We start from the raw sequence: 16,694 nt of genomic DNA, 5'->3' as shown, positions 1-16,694 counted from the left end.
TCGAACCGGCCATTGCACCAATGCCGAGCAGTCGCTCCAGTCTCCCGGCCGGTACCGCACGAACTTTTCGATCGCCTGCCACAACTTTTTACCTCTGGTTGCAATACGGCAGGTATCGGGCGCTGGATCGATTGTCGGCCGTCCTGTGAATCATCAAAGTCATGTTGGGACATGCTGATGCATGCCATATGCCTGTGGAACTGGTCTGCCCATGCATCTACAGCCCCGGTCTCCGGCGCGCACGGTCAGAGCTTGATGCTGTTCGGTGACCATCCGGCCCCCGGCTGGAACGAGTGGAGATGCGGCAGCCTGAGTGAATGGCCACCAGCCTGTGTCGGATGATCTTGAGAAACGTCCCCCTTCCTTAGCCAAGTCCGCATCGCCCCAACAGGCGCCACTGGAACAACTGCTGTGCCAATAAAGCTGAGGCTGCTGAGATGTCTGAAATGAGGGGTTTGCTGCCTTGGCGGATCGTGGAGGCTCCCCGCCCCTTCAGCCGGACTCTCAGGCAACGCGTGAGGGGCCGAGAGCGGTCTGGCAGCTATTGGCCTTCAATATTCAGTAGCCGCAATTGGCTAGCCTGTTTCTTCGGGTCATTTGCCTTGCGTATTGGGCCATGTTTCAACCGAGGCGTGGTAGAAGCGGTCAGCGCCGGCGGCCATTGACATAAGGATTATGGCCGCTGCCAACCGAGCCGGCAAAGAAGCTGGCAAAGACCGGAAGGCTGGCCGCTCCCAACGCCCCGGTCTGTGGTCCCAGCTTGGACGCCTGAATGGGAGCCACGGGCAGTCCGCGCGAGGGCCCGACTAGGTCGAGGTGCTGAATGCGTTCGACCAGATCCGCGTTCATGTCGCTCGGTAGCCGACCGCCAATGACAATCAGTTCCGGGTCGACAAAGGCTGTGGCGACTCGGGCCACTCTTCCTGATCTACCTGGTGCCAGTGGCATTGACGATTGCGTTCTCATTTGCCCCCAGCCGATCCATCTCGATGGATGTGCTTCCGACCAGCTTTACACTCGACAATTACGCGTCCGTCCTGCTTGACGGCGAGGCGCTAGCGCCGCTGGTCAATTCAGCCCTCATGTCAATCATGGCCGTGGGCAGCGTATTGGTCCTTGCCCTGTTCGCCAGCAACCTCATCACAACACGCCGCAACTGGGCCGCAAGCGTGCTCGAATTCTCGCTCTTCATCCCTTGGGTCCTTCCCTCATCGCTGGTGGCAATCGGCATGATCACGGCCTTCGATGCACCAAACCCGCTGATCTTTGGCGGCGTGCTGCTGGGCTCGTATCAGATCCTGCCCATCGCATATGGCATCCTGATCATTCCGATGATGGTCCGACTGATCGGCTCGGCAATGGTCGGCCTCGATCCAAACCTCGGCGAAGCGGCGCGGGCACTGGGCGCGGGACCTTTGTACAGCTTCCTGCGCATTTCCCTGCCGCTGCTGGCACCTGTGCTCATCCTTGTCTCGGCAATGGCCTTCAACGACCTTGTCAACGAGTACACCGTCTCGGCCTTTCTCTATAACGCCAACAACACCCCCCTGGGCATTGCCATTGCCTCCGGAGCGTCCAGCAATGACCCGGAGATCACCGCCAAGACGCTGGTCTATGCGACGCTGGTGATGAGCCTTTCCTTCGTCATCATCATGCTGGCAGACCGTGTGGGGCTGGGCCGTACGCGCCTTGCCCCCGTCTGAGGCCCTTCCCCGTGAAACAAGAGGACTGGAATAATGGATACCTGCATCACTGTCTGGTACTGGCCGACGCACGAACGCTGGTTCGACGAAGGCATGCGCCGAACGCTCCGCTGGGTCAAAGAGGCTGGCTTTACCCACATCAACTGGAATCCGGACGCCGGCTACTCCTACATCTATGCCCCCGCAGAGATCGACCACATTGGGCAAATGATCGATGGGGCCGGGCTAAAGGCCTGGTCGGTCCATGGGTCCAATGGCCGCAACGCCGTCTCTGAAGTCGGCCTGCCCTGCCGTGAAACCCGCAAGCATTTTCTGGCGCCGGTTGAGTGGCAGCGTCAGGCTGGCCTCGATCTGGTTCGCAACCGTATTGCGCTGGCCGAGCGCATCGGTTCGCCCAACGTGGTGATGCATTTCGAACTCGATAACGAGGTGTTGGACGATCCAGACAGCAAGGCGGCCTACTACGATACGCTGCACCGTTCGCTCGAAGATCTGCGCCCTGATTGTGAGCGCAGCGGGGTCCGCATTGCCATCGAAAACCTGCCCGGCGCGTCATTGGAGCGGACCGTGGAGCAACTGGAGCGGGTTTTCGAACGTCACCCTGAGAGCGTAATCGGCCTTTGTTACGATTCAGGACATGCCGAACTTGTCGAAAAAGGGGGGGTCACCATTCTCGAGACGTTCCGCTCGCGCCTGATCACCACCCATCTGCATGACAACCTCTCAGTGCGGGACGATCATCTGCTTCCCTGGGATGGTCACCTCGATTGGGAGCGTCTCACGGCGTTGATTGCGGACTCTCCGTGTGCGTTGCCGCTCAATTTCGAGACGCCCTACAGGCACCACGGCATGGGCTATTCAACGACTGAGCCGGCCTTTTATGCGCGCGCGTTTCCGCTGATCCACAAGGTCACCGGCATGGTTGCCAAGGCGCGTCAGGACCATTCGTGACCCACCAGGAAACGCAAAAAACATCTCCCCTGCCAGGCGACGACCCGGGGGAGCTTGCAGCTGATCTTGCTGCACTTGCAGCCCTGGAGGATATTCTGCACATCTCCGCGCGACTGGCGCTGGACCTGTTCGCACGCCGTGACACCATGACGGTCGAGGCCAAGAGCGCCGATCAATGGGTGAGCGAAGCAGACCTCGCCATCGAGCGGGCGCTGCGACGCGAGCTAGGGCACAAGTTTGGCGATATTGCCGTCCTGGGCGAGGAACTTGGGGGGTCCGACGGACGGAATGGATGGGTCCTCGATCCGATCGATGGCACCTCCAATTTCCTGCGCGGTTTGCCCTTCTGGGGAATTTCGGTCGCTTTGATGCGCGCCGGACAGCCCATACTGGGCGGTATTGCCATTCCAACGCTCGGAATATGCGCGACGGCCGCCAAGGGGCGCGGCCTGCGGCTCAACGGCCAAGCCATCCCGCGTCCGGCTCCTGCATCTGTCGCCAGAACGGTTGCTATTGGCGAGAACGGGTACTGGAACGGGGACGAGCGGGAAGAAGAGGCCGACCGGCTCCGCCAGGCGGGGTACGACGTGGTCCGCTATCGCAGCGCTTGCGTCGCGCTCGCTCTTTGTGCCCTCGGGCACCTTGACGGTTATTCCGAGTTTGGCCTCAAGATCTGGGATATTGCCGCTGGCTGGCTATTGTGCACCGAAGCGGGCTTGGCTGTTGTCACGGATTCGCTCGGCGACCATCGCGTGACCATACAGGCAACACGTGAGGACAATCAGGGGTAATCTCGATCAACCTTGCGTTTCAGCATCGACCAGATTGAAGATATCCGCGGGCGGCCAGACAGCACTTTGCAGCGAAGACGAATAGCTGTTTTCGGGTGTGCCAAAATTAGTGCGGAACGGCCGGAATGGCGCGCGCAGCGGCCCTGGCGATGGTGGTGTCGCCAATCAGGGTGATGAGGCACGGGCACCCAATTTCAAATGGCACTGATGGCTTTGTGCCGCCCTTAGACCTTGATCGCGGTGTGTCCAATAAGCCTAATTTCATCCTGCAGATTTCCCGCAAGCTCATGACCGCACACGATGGTTTCTGCCTCCCAGAGCTTACCGTATGCGTGCGGGGCGGGACGCCCGATCTTGGATTGGTCTGCGACCAGGATGCGGTGGCGGGCGCACTCAAAAATGGCGCGTCTGGCGCGAACCTCCGCCATGTTGAAGTCCAGCATGTCTCCCGCAGGCGAAAGCCCTCCGACGCTGAAGACCGCATAGTCGAGACGGAGACCGGCAAAGAATTCCACGCTTTCAGAGCCGATGAAGTCGAGATCCCGCAGTCTCACATTGCCACCGGCCAGTGACACCGAAACCTTTGGCGCCAGATGGAGCGCCAGGACCGCATGGATGCTGTTGGTGAAGACCGTTAGTCCCTCGTGGCGCGCGATAGCCCGGGCGCAGGCCTCAACCGTCGTGCCCGTGCCCAGGGCAATGGTTGCTCCTGGCGGAACAATGTTGGCAATTGCGGCCCCGATTCTCGACTTTTCGTCGCGCGAGACTTCCAGTCGAGGCTCATAACCGATGTTGTCGCTCGGTGTCAGCAGATGCGCGGCGCCATGACGGCGCCGAACGGCCCCTTCTTCATCCAGCATGCGCAGATCGCTGCGGATTGTCTGTACTGAAACCGAAAGCAGATCGGCCAGCGCCGATGCCGAAAGCGACGCATGGCTGGCCAATAGGCTCAGAATGCGATCATGGCGACGAGCAATATCTGAATTTTTCATTTTCGTTCGAAATTGGTTGCTCTCCAAACATAGTTCGCCACGCCGCAGCATCCAAGCACTAAAATTTCCACAATCAGTCTGCAGACGTCACCGCATCGTCATGTGCCGCGGATATTAGGCTCGGCCAACGGCAGCACGATGCTTTCGTTCGAAAACAATTCTCTCGGAGATGACGATGTCCCGCCTTACCCTTGCGCTGATGCTTTCGCTCTCGTTGCCAGCAATGGCTTCGGCCGAAACGCTCAAGCTCTACACCTCGCAGCCCAACGAGGATGCCCAGAAGACCGTCGATGCGTTCGAGGCAGCCAATCCTGACATCACCGTGGAATGGGTGCGCGATGGCACCACGCAATTGATGACCCGCATGGCCGCGGAAATGGAAGCCGGCGCCGGTCAGCCGGACGTGCTGCTGATCGCCGATACCGTGACACTCGAAGGCCTGGCGCAGGAAGGCAAGCTCACCGCATATGTCTCTCCCGAGGCAGAAGGCTATGACCCGGCCCTCTACAGCGCCGAAGGCTACTATTACTCGACCAAGCTGATCACCACCGGCATCGTCTACAATACCGGTGCGGCCGAAGTGCCAACCTCCTGGGCCGACCTCGAAAAGCCTGAATACAAGGGCATGATCGCTTCGCCGTCGCCGCTCTATTCCGGCGCCGCACTGATCCACCTCGCCGCCGTGACGAATGATCCGACCCTTGGCTGGGAGCATTATGAAGCGCTGGCCGCCAACGAGACTGTCGCCCAGGGCGGCAATGGCGGCGTGTTCACCGCCGTGGCCGCTGGCGAGAAGCCCTATGGTGTGCTGGTCGACTTCATGGCCCTTCGCGCCAAGGCCGAAGGCTCGCCGGTCGACTTCGTCTTCCCCTCCGAAGGCGTCACCTATGTGACCGAGCCGGTGGCCATCATGGAAGGCGCCGCCAATATGGAAGCCGCCCAGAAGTTCGTCGATTTCGTCCTCTCCGAAGAAGGCCAGCAGTTGGTCGTCGACATGGGCTACATCCCTGCGCGCAATGGCCTGGAAAGCCCCGAAGGCTTCCCGGCGCGCGACAGCATCAAGCTGATGGATTTCGACGCCGCCAAGGCCCTTGCTGATACCGAGGCGAACAAGGCCCGCTTCTCGGAAATCTTCGGCGTGCAATGATCGCCACGTCCGCAAACCCGATCAGCCGGTCTCCGGACCGGCTGATTTCCCTTTTATTGCTGCCGGTCGCGTTGATTGCGCTGGGGCCCATGCTGCGCCTTTTGGGCGAGGGCTTCGGCATCGGCAGCGAGCTGACGCTTGTCCATGCCACCGAGGTCCTCAGCCGCCCCAGCACGTTGACCGCACTGCAGCATTCGCTGGTCACGGCAGGTGCCGGTACGGTCCTGTCGATCGTCATCGGCTCGGTCTTTGCCTTTGTGGTGGCGCTCACCGATATCCGCGCCAAGGCGGCTCTGGTCTTCTGCCTGATGATCCCGATGATGATCCCACCACAAATCACGGCGCTGGCGTGGATGCAGGCCACCGGGCCGTCCTCAGTGCTGCTCAAGACTTTGGGAATTGCCCCGCCGCTGGGGAGCCCGCAGCCGCTTTATTCGGCCTGGGGCATCTCGCTTCTGCTGGGCATCCAGCATGCCTCGATCATCTTCCTGACTCTGCGCGCCGGCCTGCGGATGATCCCCGGAGACCTTGTGGAAGCCGCGCGTATTTCCGGGGCACGAGGCTGGCGCGTCTGGGCGCAGATCGTGCTGCCGCTCAGCCTCCCAAGCCTTGCTGCCGGTGCGGCCATGACCTTCGTCACGGCCTTGGGCAATTTTGGCATTCCGGCCATGCTGGGCATTCCCGCCCGCTATTCCACCCTGCCGACGCTGATCTACCAGCGCCTGGTCGGTATGGGACAATCCGTGCTTGCAGAGGTCGCCGTCCTGGCACTTTTGATCGGGGTAGTGGCCATTGCCGGTGTTCTGGCCGGTCGCCTGTTCCTCCGGCGTCGGGCCTATGGACTGGTCGGCCTGGCATCCCAACCGCTGTCCCTTTCGCTTGGACGCAAGCGGCCCTTTGTCGAACTCTTCCTCTGGGGCTTCATTCTCGTCACCTTGGTGGTGCCGCTGCTGGCCCTGGTCTCGACCTCGCTGATCCCCGCCTATGGCGTGCCGCTGACGCCGGACACCGCGACCCTCAAGGCCTGGGTCGAAGTGCTGTTCAACCAGCCTGTCACGCGCCGGGCCTATGCCAATTCGCTGCTGCTGGCGAGTTCGGCTGCGGTGATCCTGATGGCGGTCTGCATCCCGCTGGCCTGGCTCATGCAACGCCGCCCCACGCAATTGACACGCGTCATCGACGCGCTGGTGGACCTGCCCTATGCGCTGCCGGGCGTGGTGCTGGCGATTTCGTGCATCCTCGCCTTCATACGCCTGCCCTTCGGCATCACCCTTTACGGCACGTTGACCATCATCCTGCTCGCTTACCTCTCCCGCTTTCTGGTTGTCATGCTGCGACCAGTTCAGGCGGCCATCGGCCAGCTCGATCCGGCGATGGAGGAGGCTGCCGCCAGCGCCGGGGCGCGACTGGGGCGTCGTCTCTTCGACATCGTGCTGCCCCTTTCGGCACCGGCCGCAGCGGCCGGTGCCATTCTGGTCTTCCTGACCGCGGTAAACGAGTTGACCGTCTCGGCCCTGCTCTGGACCGGCGGCACGGAAACCCTGGGCGTGGTGATCTTCAATCTTGAAGACAGCGGCGACACCGTGATGGCTTCGGCCCTCGCGGCATCCATCGTCGCGGTGGTGATCGCCCTCATGGCCATCGTCCAGCTCTCTTCCTCCCGCTTACCGAAAGGAACCGTGCCGTGGCAGGGTTGACCTTCTGCAACGTCTCCAAACTCTATGCCGGCACGCCAGCGCTGGACGGCATCGACGCTGAAATCGCCAAAGGCGAGTTCGTCGCGCTGCTCGGTCCGTCCGGATGCGGCAAGACGACCTTGCTGCGTCTGACGGCCGGCTTTGAAGTGCCGGACAAGGGCCGCGTAGCCCTTGGCGGTCGGGTGCTCGCTGAGGGGAACACTCTGGTGCCGCCCGAGGAGCGCAATATCGGGATCGTCTTTCAGTCCTATGCGCTCTGGCCGCACAAGAGCGTGGCCGGCAACGTTGCCTATCCACTCGAAGTGAGGGGCCTTGCCGCAGCCGAGCGCAAGCGTCGGGTTGCCGAGGCGCTGGACCTGACGGGGCTTTCCGCCTTCGCCGACCGGGCTCCGGCCCAGCTTTCGGGCGGGCAGAGGCAGCGGGTTGCACTGGCGCGTTGCCTGGTTGCCGATCCGCAGGCCGTGCTGCTCGATGAGCCCCTTGCCAATCTTGATCTTGCCCTGCGGGGCGCGATGCAGGAGGCCTTTGCCGCCTTTCATCGGCGCACCGGCGCCACCATGGTCTATGTCACGCACGATCAGACCGAGGCGCTTGCCCTGGCCGACCGCGTGGCCGTCATGGAAAAGGGCCGCATTCGACAGTTCGCGGCACCCGAAGCCCTTTACGACCGGCCCCAGGACTGCTTCGTCGCCGGCTTTGTTGGCGACGGTGCGGTGGTAAGCGTGGACCGCGCCGGGTCGCCCGTGGACGGCAAGGTGGTCGTTCATGCGCTTGGTCAGGAGATCGAGGCGCGCGGTCATGGCACGACCCCCACCCATATCTGCATTCGCCCCGAGCAGGTGCGGGTCGATGCGGATGGCCCGATCACCGCGCGGGTCGCGACCTGCACCTACCAGGGCGGTCGTTTCCGGCTTTCCCTTGAAACCCCGGCGGCGACGTTGATCGCCCATGCGCCGGAGCGGGCCAGCATAGGCGAGGCCATGCGGCTTTCCCTCCACAGCCCTTGGGCATTCTGCGATCCGGCAGGCCTGCCGGCCAAGGATGACGGGCATGCTTGATAGACCGGCTCCTGACCCGGCCTTGGAAGCACGCGGCACCGCGCCCTGGATTGAAATCCTCTCGGGCCTTGGCGAGAAGGGCCCCGCTTGCATTCGCCTCTGGACCGGCCGCCAACTGTGGCTGCTGGATGTGGGTTTCGGCCCGGAGCCGACCTCACCTTTCCAACCGGAGTGGCTGGAGGGTGCGGACGCCGTGTTCATCACCCATGACCACATTGACCATATCGGGGGCGCCGAGCACGCGATCGCCGCCGGTCTGCCGATCCACATCACCGCGCAAACAGCCCGGGCCCTTCCGGGGGGAGCCGATCTGCGCCTCATCCCGGAGCGGGGGCAGGTGATGATCGATGGCATCAAGGTCACAACCGGGCGCAACGGACATGCCCTGGGCGGCGTGTGGTTGCATTTCGCCCTTGGCGAGGAGGCACTGTTCTATTCGGGCGATTGGTCAGAAGAGTCCGAGTGGTTCGCCTTGGACATGCCTCCCCCGGCGGGAACCGCCCTGATCGATGCGTCCTATCATCTCGATCCCGTGCCGCAATCGGCGCGCAAGGCCGCGCTCGATGCCGCTATCGAACAACTCGATCCGGCCGTCCAGGTGCTGCTTCCCGTACCGCCCTCCGGTCGCGCGGGCGAGCTGGCGCTGCACCTGATGAACCGGGGCAGGGTGACTTTGGATGATACCTGCCGCGCTGCGCTGCTAGACGGGCTGCAGTCCGGTGGTGTTTCGCCCGGCGCGAGCCAGATCGTTCCGCTGCTGGAACAGCCTTTCGACCCGTCAGCGCGTTTCCTGATCTGTGACACGCCCAATGCCGACGACGGCATGGCCTGGCAGATCGTCCAGGCCTGGCGTGAAAGCGGCGCTCTTGGGCGAAGCGGCGCCGTGCTCTTCACCGGTCACATGACGGCACACGCCCGTGACGTTGCCGCGCTCGGCGGCTTTTTCACGCGCTGGAACGTGCACCCTCCGCTGGGTGACCAGCAAAAGATGCTGGCGCGGCTCGGCGCCAAGCGCTTTGCGCCGCTCTTCTGCCGCGCGCCCGAAGCCTACCGTGGGCAAACCGGCTTCCCAGCCATGCTTTCAGGGAGAACCATGCTGTGATCCTGCCCCAGCGCCCATTCGCCCTCATTCGCCATGGGCAGACAGAGGCCAACCGCGACGGGTTCATTGCCGGCCGAACAGAGGCGCAACTGACCGAAAGCGGGCGCCGGGCCGCGAGAGCGCTGGCGGGCAAGGCCTTCGGCCGGCCGATCATGCTGTTCACCAGCCCACAGGCGCGCGCCCGGGACACCGCCTTGCTCGCCTTCCCTTCGTTGAGCGCCTATGTCGTGGATGATCTGCGCGAGCGCGATTGGGGCATCTACGAGGGCCGGCCCATTGCCGAGTTGCCGCCGCGGACCTCCACGCCTGAAGGCGGCGAGGCCTGGGAGGCGATGCTGGCGCGCCTTGCAGCGGCCATCTGTCAGTGCATGGCTCTTGCGGGCAGCAATCTGCCCGTCATCGTCGCCCACTCCGGCGCTATCCGTGCCGCGCGCGCCCTTACCGGGCAGGACGCAATGGGTCCTTCGGCGCCCAACACAACTCCGCTGCTCTACACGCCTGCTTCTGGCCAGTGGCGGGAACAACCCCTCCTCGCGGAAGGAACGGTTTCATGAATTGCGTAATCTTCGACGTGGACGGCACCCTGGCCACGTTTGATGCCGAACGGCTCGGTCATCTGGTTCACGGCGTTGAAAAGCATTGGGATGACTTTCACGACGCCATGGCGGATGCCCCGCCCATCGTTCCCATCGTCCGCCTGTTGCGGCACCTCAAGGCACAGGGCGAGCGCATCGTCATCTGTTCGGGCCGGCCGGTCGGCTGGCAGGCGCGCACGGAAGAGTGGCTGCACCGGGCGGAGATCCCGTTTGACGCGCTCTACCTGCGCCAGGGTGACCAAGACACGTTGCCTGATCCCGAAACCAAGGCCATTGCGCTGCAGCGCATCCGGGGCGACGGGTATGAACCCTGGTTGGTCGTGGACGACCGCTCCTCTGTTGTCGCCTTCTGGCGCGCAGCCGGCCTGACCTGCCTGCAATGCGCCCCGGGGGACTTTTGAAGTCCGGACGCCGCAATTGCGGCATTGGTCGATAGGCAGGCACCAAAGGTCCTCCGCAGCACGACAGACAGCCGCTTTCAAGAGTCGTCAGCCGGCGCTGGGACGACCGTTTGGGGACGCATGGCAGAATGTCCGCCATGCGGATTTCAGCAGGCGAACCTTGTCATGCGCTAGGGCAGTTCGAAGTACGGATCGTCCGCATTTTTGAACTCGCAGGGATTGCCGTCCGGGTCCGAGAAGATGGCGATCATACCCCATTCGAATCGCAAAACCTCTACATCGACGCCAAGCCCTGCAATTCGCTCGGCTGCGCGATCAACATCGGGTACATCAAATCGCAAGACAACGGGATTGGCCTCGGAGCCCTTGCGCTGACTCGACCCCACCCCACCTCGCTCGACCATCAGGTAGCTTTCAGCGCCGAAATGGAAACAGAGCAGATCGGGCTTCTGGTACCAAACGCCTAGCGACAGCACGTCCCGATAGAATTTTACGCATTCGGCAAAATTCTCTGTCTTGAGGATAATTCCAAATCGGGCGGGATTTGTTTCTTCCATTTTGTCCTCCTGGCGACCTCTTCACAGACGGAAAAATCAAGGTCTTTGTGGGTGAAGATCAATTGTGACCGGCGCGGCTATCTGGTGGTCGGCGCCGGATCAACTAGATATGCGCGCGACAAACCAAGATCACCCAGCCGGTGTTCCGAAAGAGCGCAGACGTCAACGGTTGCCCTGTGCTTTCGGCGGCGGTCGCCCATCACGATCCCGGACCGGCTCTGCGGCCCGCGATTGGTGATCTGCCCGGCCCAGACCGAAGCCAGAACGATACCGCCGCCGAGGATCTGCAAGGGCGTCAGGGACTGATTGAGCCACAGCCAACCCAGGGCAACAGCAATGAGCGGGCTGACCATGCCCAGCATGGAGACAGCCGCCGGTTCCAGCCGAGCCAGCCCGCGAAACCACAGGCCATATGTTGCGGCCGCCCCGATCAGACCAAGCCAGGCAAGGGCCAACCAGTTGGTGGCGGACAATGAGGGCAGTGCCGGCTCAACAAGCATGGCGACAGGCAGCAGCACCAGGCCGCCGGCGGTCAATTGCCAGGCCGTGAAGCGCAGAGCGGAGACTGGCGGAGCCCATTTCCGACTGAGCACTGTGCCCGCAGCCATTGAAGCTGCCCCCAGCACCCCGGCCAGAATGCCCACCGGATCAAGCGCAGCGGCAGGCCCCAGAAGCAGGAGCGCGACCCCGGCCACTCCAGCGACAGCAGCCACAACAGCGCCGCGCATGATAGGCGTGCCCAGCCAGGCGCGTGCCAATACGATCACCATCAGCGCCTGGACGGCGCCAAGGGTCGCCGCCACACCACCTGGCAGCCGGTCTGCGGCGATGAACAGCATGGTCCAGAACAGCCCGAAGTTCAGGACGCCGAGGACCAGGATGCGGCCCATGAGGGCTAAGGGTGGAAAACTGCGGGTGAGCGCCAGGAGCAGGAATCCCGCCGGAAGGGCCCTAAGCGCGGCCAGGGTCAGAGGGTGACCACCCGGGAGCGCTTCGGTGGTCACAATATATGTGCTGCCCCATACGGCCGGTGCCAGGGCAGTCAGGAAAATATCGGATATCCGTGCCATTTTTCGGTTCCAGTGCCGGATGGATCAGGATCGGATCAGGGCGCCTCAGGCGGCGTCCCGAGCCCAATCCTCTTGTGCGAGCCGCCCTGCAACCCGGGCAACGTGCGCGCCCTGGAAACGGGCGCCAGCGAGATCGATTTCGGTTGGATGGAGCGAGCCATCGACGCCTGCAATCGTTCCGGCGCCGTAGGGAGATCCCCCCACAACACTGTCACGATGCGTCTGCCCCGCGAAGGAATAGGGCAGTCCAACAATGACCATTCCGAAGTGCATGAGCGGCACATGCGCCGACAGGATCGTGGCCTCATGGCCACCATGCTGAGACCCGGTTGAAGCGAAGACCGCGCCAACCTTGCCCACCAGGGCATTGCGGGCCCACAGACCGCCCGCCTGATCGAGAAACTGCTTCATCTGCCCCGCCATCATGCCGAAGCGTGTCGGGGTTCCAAGGATGATGCCATCGTAGTTGGCGAGGTCGCCGGGGCTGACCAGCGGGGTTTCGTCAACAAGGTAGCCGGACGCCTCGCGAACGGCCTCAGGAACCGTTTCAGGAATACGACGCAGGTCGACGATCGTCCCTGGGACGCTCTGCGCGCCTTCGGCCTCTGCCTGCGCCAAGGCGCGAACATGGCCATAGCTGGAATAATAGGCGACAAGAATGCGGGTCATTTGGATGCCTCTGGCAAGGTTTGAAGTTGCCAGCAACATCCCTGAACTCGGGCGCCCGAGTAATCATCCCGCGCTCAAAACACTGTTCATGCCGCGTCAGGAATAGAGATCGTTGAGCGCATCCTGCAAATGGGCAACAAAGGCCCTGGCCCGAGGATCTGATCCCATATGCGAGGCGGCAACGGCGAAGATTTCGGGTGATGGCAGCTCATATTCGGGCAAGACTCGCGTGAGACGGCCATCGGACTCGGGCTCTCGCGATAGAAAGTCCGGGAGTGTCCCGATGCCGCAGCCCGCGATCAGCAGATCGCGCAGGACGACGCTGCTGCCGACCTTGATGCGCGGATGCAGCGCAAGCTTTCTTGGGCCACCCGGTCCATGCAGTTGCCACTCGCTCTGATGACCGGCCAATGTAAATCCGATCACATTGTGACCAGCAATGTCCTCGGGCCTCGCAGGCGTCCCAAAGCGCTCCAGATAAGCGGGTGAGGCAAAGATTGCCTGCTTGAGCTGTCCCAGGCGCCGAACCATCAACGACGAGTCGGGTAGGCTGGGCCGGATGCGGATGGATATGTCGAAGCCACCCTCGATCATATCGAGGATGTGATCGTCCAGTGACAAGGTGACTTCAAGGTCAGGGTAGTCCTGGAGGAAGCCCGGGAGCATGGGCGCGATGACCAACTGTCCGAAGGAATGCGGCGCATTGATCTTGAGTTGGCCGCTGAGTGAGCTGGCGCTCGCGCGGATGTCGTTCTCCAGCGCGGTTACCGCCGAGAGAATGGTCACGGCCTGATCGTAATAGGCCTGCCCAGCCTCCGTGAGTGACATGCTGCGAGTGGTTCGCGTCACGAGCGTGCAGCCCAGGCTCTTCTCAAGCAGCTTGATCTCTTTACTGAGCAGGCCGGGAGACACCCCGAGATCGTTGGCGGCACCCACAAAGCTGCCGCGCTCCACGATTCGGCGGAAGGCATTCATCACCGAGAGCTTGTCCATGTTCGGCCTGCGATCTTGTAACCTGCTTTTGCTGACGGTAGCCGAGTTTGCAGGCGGACGAAAAAGGTATTCAACGACCACGCACCGGGGGTGGCGGGAACAGAACCTGGGATGCGCTAAATGTTACCAAGTTCTTCTGCGAGGAAGTCGAACACCATGCGGACCCTCCGGGAGGTATTGAGTTCGCGATGCGTGGTCAGCCAGATCGGGAATTGAAAGGGTGTGTAGGCGCCCTCCAGGGCGCGGACGATGCCGGGCGTGGTTTCGCCGAGAAATTCGGGGACCATGCCAATACCCAGGCCGGCCTTGAGCAGTTCCCAATGGACCAGATGGCTGTCCGCCAGGATGGTCAGGTTGCTGCGGTCGACGGGCAGGCCCGCCCCCACCAGTGCAGCCAGATAGCTATCGGGCGACCAGAGGCTGATGAAGTCCGCTTCAGCGACCGTTTCCAAGCCCAGCGGCTTGGCGAAGCGTTCGAGATAGACCTCCGACACATAGAGCCGTGCAGCAACGTCCTTGATCTTGCGGGCAATCAGCTCGGGCTGGTCGGGACGGAAATTGCGGATGGCAATGTCGGCCTCACGGCGGCGCAGGTCTGCGGCGGAGTTCTTGGCAATGAGGTCCACGGTCAGGCCGGTGGCGGTGCGGCGCAGCTTCTCGATGATCGGGGGCAGCAGATAGGCCGCGTCGATCTCGCTGGCGGTGATGGCGATGTTGCCCTCGAGCGCCTGTGCCCGTCCCGATGCGCCGAGCGAGAGGCGCCCCGCCGCCTCGCCCATGGTGCGCACATGCTCGAGCAGCTCAAGGCCACTGGGGGTGAGTTCGAGACCCCGGCCGGTACGCTCAAAGAGCACCACGCCCAGTTCTTCCTGCAAGGCCTCGACCTGGCGGCCAAGCGTCGGCTGCGCCATGCCCAATGCGCGGGCAGCGGCCGACAACGAGCCCTCTTCGGCCGTGACCAGAAAGGCCCGGGCGCGGTTCCAGTCAAATCTGACAGATCGCCAATCCATGCAAATGTGCATATCGGAATACAGGAATTAGTCAATTCTGCAGAGGGCGTGTCTGCCGTACCTCTTGGCCATCGGCACCGCGATGGTGCATCCAAAAGGAGACGACAGATGAAAGCGGTCATTGCCAAGGCCTATGGCGGTCCGGACGTCCTGAGCATTCGGGAGATCGAACGGCCAGCCCCCAAGGACAATGAGGTCCTTGTAAAGATTTATGCCAGCGCCGTAACCCAGGCCGACGTGATGATGCGGACGGGCAAGCCCCTGTTCGGCAGGCTGTTCCTGGGGCTGCGCAAGCCCAAGGCCGCGGTGCCCGGCACGGCCTTTGCCGGCAAGGTTGAAGCTGTCGGGCGGGCTGTGACCCGCTTTGCGGTCGGCGACGATGTGTTCGGAGAGACAACCGTTGGATTTCACGCCCACGCCCAGTTCGTGACCGTGCCAGAAGACGGGATCATCCAGACAATTCCGATGACCATGTCTTATGAAGAGGCGGCGCCGGTGACCGATGGCGCGCTCACCGTGCACAATTTCCTGACGCGGCTGGTGACGATCCAGCCGGGACAAAAGGTGCTGATCAACGGCGCAGCGGGTGGCCTTGGCACCTCTGCGGTGCAACTGGCCAAGCATCTGGGTGCCGAAGTCACCGCGGTGGCGAGCCGGCGCAATCTGGGTTTCCTGCGCGACCTTGGTGCCGATCATGTCATCGATTATGCGGCAGAGGATTTCACCCGGCGGCGTGGCGCCTATGACGTGATCTTCGATACGGTGGGCAAGGTGCCGTTTGGCAAGGCCAAACGGGCGCTGACGGCCGATGGCGTCTATCTCTCGCCGGTTCTTGGTCTGGGTCTGTTGTTCCGCATGTTGTGGACCGGGAAATTTGGACGCAGGAAGGCCAGGTTCTCGGCCACGGGGCTCTTGCCGCATGCCGAACTCAGCAGTCGCCTGGCGGAAGTCAAAACCCTGATCGAGGACGGTGCGCTCAAGACCATCATCGACCGGCGCTATGGCCTCGACCAGATCGCCGAAGCCCATGAATACGTCCAGAGCGGCCACAAGCGCGGCAATGTCGTGCTCGAGGTTGACCACCACGACGTGGCGATCCTCGCAGCCGAGTAACTTCCTACCCTCACGGATACATCACAACGCTGGCCGCCTGAGCGGCCAGTCCATCCCCAACAGTTCAACGGAGGACACCATCATGGTCGCCCTTGACCAGGAAAACCGCTCCAACAAGAGCATCACCCGTGTCGCGGGTCTGTTCTATCTCGCCATTATCGCCCTGGGCATCTGGAGCGAAATGGCGGTTCGTGAAATGCTGATCGCGCCGGACAACGGCCCGCAAACGCTCGCCAATATCATGGCATCCAGCGGGGTCTTCTCACTCAGCCTCGCCGCCGATATCGGCATGATCCTGAGCGATATTGCAGTGGGTATCCTGCTCTACCTGCTGTTTCGCCAGGTAGCGCCGCGTGTGGCGCTGGCTGCGATGATCCTGCGCCTGACGCAGGCTATCGTGCTTGCCGCAAACCTCCTGTTTCAGGTGGCCGCTATGGTGCTGCTGCGCGGGGAGCACTTTACCGAGGCTTTCGGAGCCGAAAAACTCGCCTGGGCAGTGCAGGCATTGCTCGAATTGCAGGGGCAAGGTTATGACCTCGGCCTCATCTTCTTCGGAATCAACTGCCTGCTGACGGCCTGGTTGATCCTGCGCTCGGGCATTGCACCCCGTCTGGTCGGATTGGGAATTGCCGCATCGGGCCTGGTCTATCTTTCCGGGAGCGGGTTTACCCTGCTGACCGGCGATCAGCCGATCGTCATAACCTTTGCCTACCTCATACCCCTGATCGCCGAACTGGCGTTCGCGATTTGGCTGCTGGTTGGCGCGGGGCCGAAATCCGCTGGGCGCCGCAACTAGGCCGGTGTCCATCAACCCTCACTCGAGTCACCCAAGCACTTCACGCCG

General features: G+C 62.5%; 18 protein-coding genes. 11 read left to right on the top strand and 7 right to left on the bottom strand.

Annotated features, from left to right (window positions below; all coding sequences use genetic code 11):
• Positions 1 to 645: 645 nt before the first annotated feature.
• Entirely contained in the window at positions 646 to 918 is a 273-nt protein-coding gene (locus DDE76_RS01410; RefSeq protein WP_104892455.1) for an ROK family protein, read from the bottom strand.
• A 71-nt stretch (positions 919 to 989) separates the two neighbouring features.
• On the opposite strand from DDE76_RS01410, the gene DDE76_RS01405 reads away from it, so the two are divergent.
• Genes DDE76_RS01405 through DDE76_RS01395 form a run of 3 tightly spaced genes read left to right on the top strand, consistent with a single transcriptional unit; the run spans position 990 to position 3,445 of the window.
• Positions 990 to 1,703, top strand: coding sequence for an ABC transporter permease (locus DDE76_RS01405; RefSeq protein WP_104892454.1), 714 nt, complete (start codon positions 990 to 992; stop codon positions 1,701 to 1,703).
• A 33-nt stretch (positions 1,704 to 1,736) separates the two neighbouring features.
• Positions 1,737 to 2,654 carry a sugar phosphate isomerase/epimerase family protein gene (locus DDE76_RS01400; protein ID WP_104892453.1) on the top strand — a complete coding sequence of 306 codons (918 nt, stop codon included), beginning with the start codon at positions 1,737 to 1,739 and terminating at the stop codon, positions 2,652 to 2,654.
• Positions 2,651 to 3,445 (top strand): inositol monophosphatase family protein, encoded by a 795-nt coding sequence (locus DDE76_RS01395; RefSeq protein WP_104892452.1) that lies wholly within the window; start codon positions 2,651 to 2,653, stop codon positions 3,443 to 3,445. Before DDE76_RS01400 ends, DDE76_RS01395 begins: the two co-directional genes overlap by 4 nt.
• A gap of 224 nt (positions 3,446 to 3,669) precedes the next feature.
• On the opposite strand, the gene DDE76_RS01390 is transcribed toward DDE76_RS01395, so the two are convergent.
• On the bottom strand, positions 3,670 to 4,488 hold the full coding sequence (locus tag DDE76_RS01390) for a DeoR/GlpR family DNA-binding transcription regulator (protein ID WP_198650792.1): 819 nt from the start codon (positions 4,486 to 4,488) through the stop codon (positions 3,670 to 3,672).
• Between the two features lie 118 nt (positions 4,489 to 4,606).
• Here DDE76_RS01390 and DDE76_RS01385 point away from each other — a divergent pair, with 118 nt between their 5' ends.
• Genes DDE76_RS01385 through DDE76_RS01360 form a run of 6 tightly spaced genes read left to right on the top strand, consistent with a single transcriptional unit; the run spans position 4,607 to position 10,438 of the window.
• A complete protein-coding gene (locus DDE76_RS01385) occupies positions 4,607 to 5,584 on the top strand; it encodes an ABC transporter substrate-binding protein (RefSeq protein WP_425430611.1) in 978 nt (325 codons plus the stop codon).
• On the top strand, positions 5,581 to 7,281 hold the full coding sequence (locus DDE76_RS01380; RefSeq protein WP_104892449.1) for an ABC transporter permease: 1,701 nt from the start codon (positions 5,581 to 5,583) through the stop codon (positions 7,279 to 7,281). Before DDE76_RS01385 ends, DDE76_RS01380 begins: the two co-directional genes overlap by 4 nt.
• Positions 7,269 to 8,339 (top strand): ABC transporter ATP-binding protein, encoded by a 1,071-nt coding sequence (locus DDE76_RS01375; protein ID WP_104892448.1) that lies wholly within the window; start codon positions 7,269 to 7,271, stop codon positions 8,337 to 8,339. Before DDE76_RS01380 ends, DDE76_RS01375 begins: the two co-directional genes overlap by 13 nt.
• Positions 8,332 to 9,441 (top strand): MBL fold metallo-hydrolase, encoded by a 1,110-nt coding sequence (locus DDE76_RS01370; protein WP_198650791.1) that lies wholly within the window; start codon positions 8,332 to 8,334, stop codon positions 9,439 to 9,441. The genes DDE76_RS01375 and DDE76_RS01370 overlap by 8 nt, the downstream gene beginning before the upstream one ends.
• Positions 9,438 to 9,995, top strand: coding sequence for a histidine phosphatase family protein (locus DDE76_RS01365; RefSeq protein WP_104892447.1), 558 nt, complete (start codon positions 9,438 to 9,440; stop codon positions 9,993 to 9,995). Before DDE76_RS01370 ends, DDE76_RS01365 begins: the two co-directional genes overlap by 4 nt.
• Positions 9,992 to 10,438: a phosphatase domain-containing protein gene (locus tag DDE76_RS01360; RefSeq protein ID WP_104892446.1), complete on the top strand. Its 447-nt coding sequence runs from the start codon at positions 9,992 to 9,994 to the stop codon at positions 10,436 to 10,438. The genes DDE76_RS01365 and DDE76_RS01360 overlap by 4 nt, the downstream gene beginning before the upstream one ends.
• A gap of 170 nt (positions 10,439 to 10,608) precedes the next feature.
• On the opposite strand, the gene DDE76_RS01355 is transcribed toward DDE76_RS01360, so the two are convergent.
• The 5 genes from DDE76_RS01355 to DDE76_RS01335 form a co-directional block, all read right to left on the bottom strand.
• Positions 10,609 to 10,995, bottom strand: a complete 387-nt coding sequence (locus tag DDE76_RS01355) for a VOC family protein (protein ID WP_104892445.1) — start codon at positions 10,993 to 10,995, stop codon at positions 10,609 to 10,611.
• A 77-nt stretch (positions 10,996 to 11,072) separates the two neighbouring features.
• Positions 11,073 to 12,065 (bottom strand): EamA family transporter, encoded by a 993-nt coding sequence (locus tag DDE76_RS01350; RefSeq protein WP_104892444.1) that lies wholly within the window; start codon positions 12,063 to 12,065, stop codon positions 11,073 to 11,075.
• A 45-nt stretch (positions 12,066 to 12,110) separates the two neighbouring features.
• On the bottom strand, positions 12,111 to 12,734 hold the full coding sequence (gene wrbA / locus DDE76_RS01345) for an NAD(P)H:quinone oxidoreductase (protein WP_104892443.1): 624 nt from the start codon (positions 12,732 to 12,734) through the stop codon (positions 12,111 to 12,113).
• 96 nt (positions 12,735 to 12,830) lie between these two features.
• Positions 12,831 to 13,727: a LysR family transcriptional regulator gene (locus DDE76_RS01340; protein WP_104892442.1), complete on the bottom strand. Its 897-nt coding sequence runs from the start codon at positions 13,725 to 13,727 to the stop codon at positions 12,831 to 12,833.
• Positions 13,728 to 13,843: 116 nt separating this feature from the next.
• On the bottom strand, positions 13,844 to 14,737 hold the full coding sequence (locus DDE76_RS01335; RefSeq protein ID WP_198650790.1) for a LysR family transcriptional regulator: 894 nt from the start codon (positions 14,735 to 14,737) through the stop codon (positions 13,844 to 13,846).
• A gap of 108 nt (positions 14,738 to 14,845) precedes the next feature.
• Here DDE76_RS01335 and DDE76_RS01330 point away from each other — a divergent pair, with 108 nt between their 5' ends.
• Both DDE76_RS01330 and DDE76_RS01325 read left to right on the top strand, forming a co-directional pair.
• A complete protein-coding gene (locus DDE76_RS01330) occupies positions 14,846 to 15,850 on the top strand; it encodes an NAD(P)-dependent alcohol dehydrogenase (protein ID WP_104892440.1) in 1,005 nt (334 codons plus the stop codon).
• Between the two features lie 82 nt (positions 15,851 to 15,932).
• Positions 15,933 to 16,646 carry a DUF4386 domain-containing protein gene (locus DDE76_RS01325; RefSeq protein WP_157955615.1) on the top strand — a complete coding sequence of 238 codons (714 nt, stop codon included), beginning with the start codon at positions 15,933 to 15,935 and terminating at the stop codon, positions 16,644 to 16,646.
• Positions 16,647 to 16,694 lie beyond the last annotated feature (48 nt).

It is taken from the genome of Devosia indica (assembly GCF_003056405.1).
GTDB classification, from domain to species: domain Bacteria; phylum Pseudomonadota; class Alphaproteobacteria; order Rhizobiales; family Devosiaceae; genus Devosia; species Devosia indica.
This window is presented reverse-complemented; position numbering and strand designations above follow the sequence as displayed.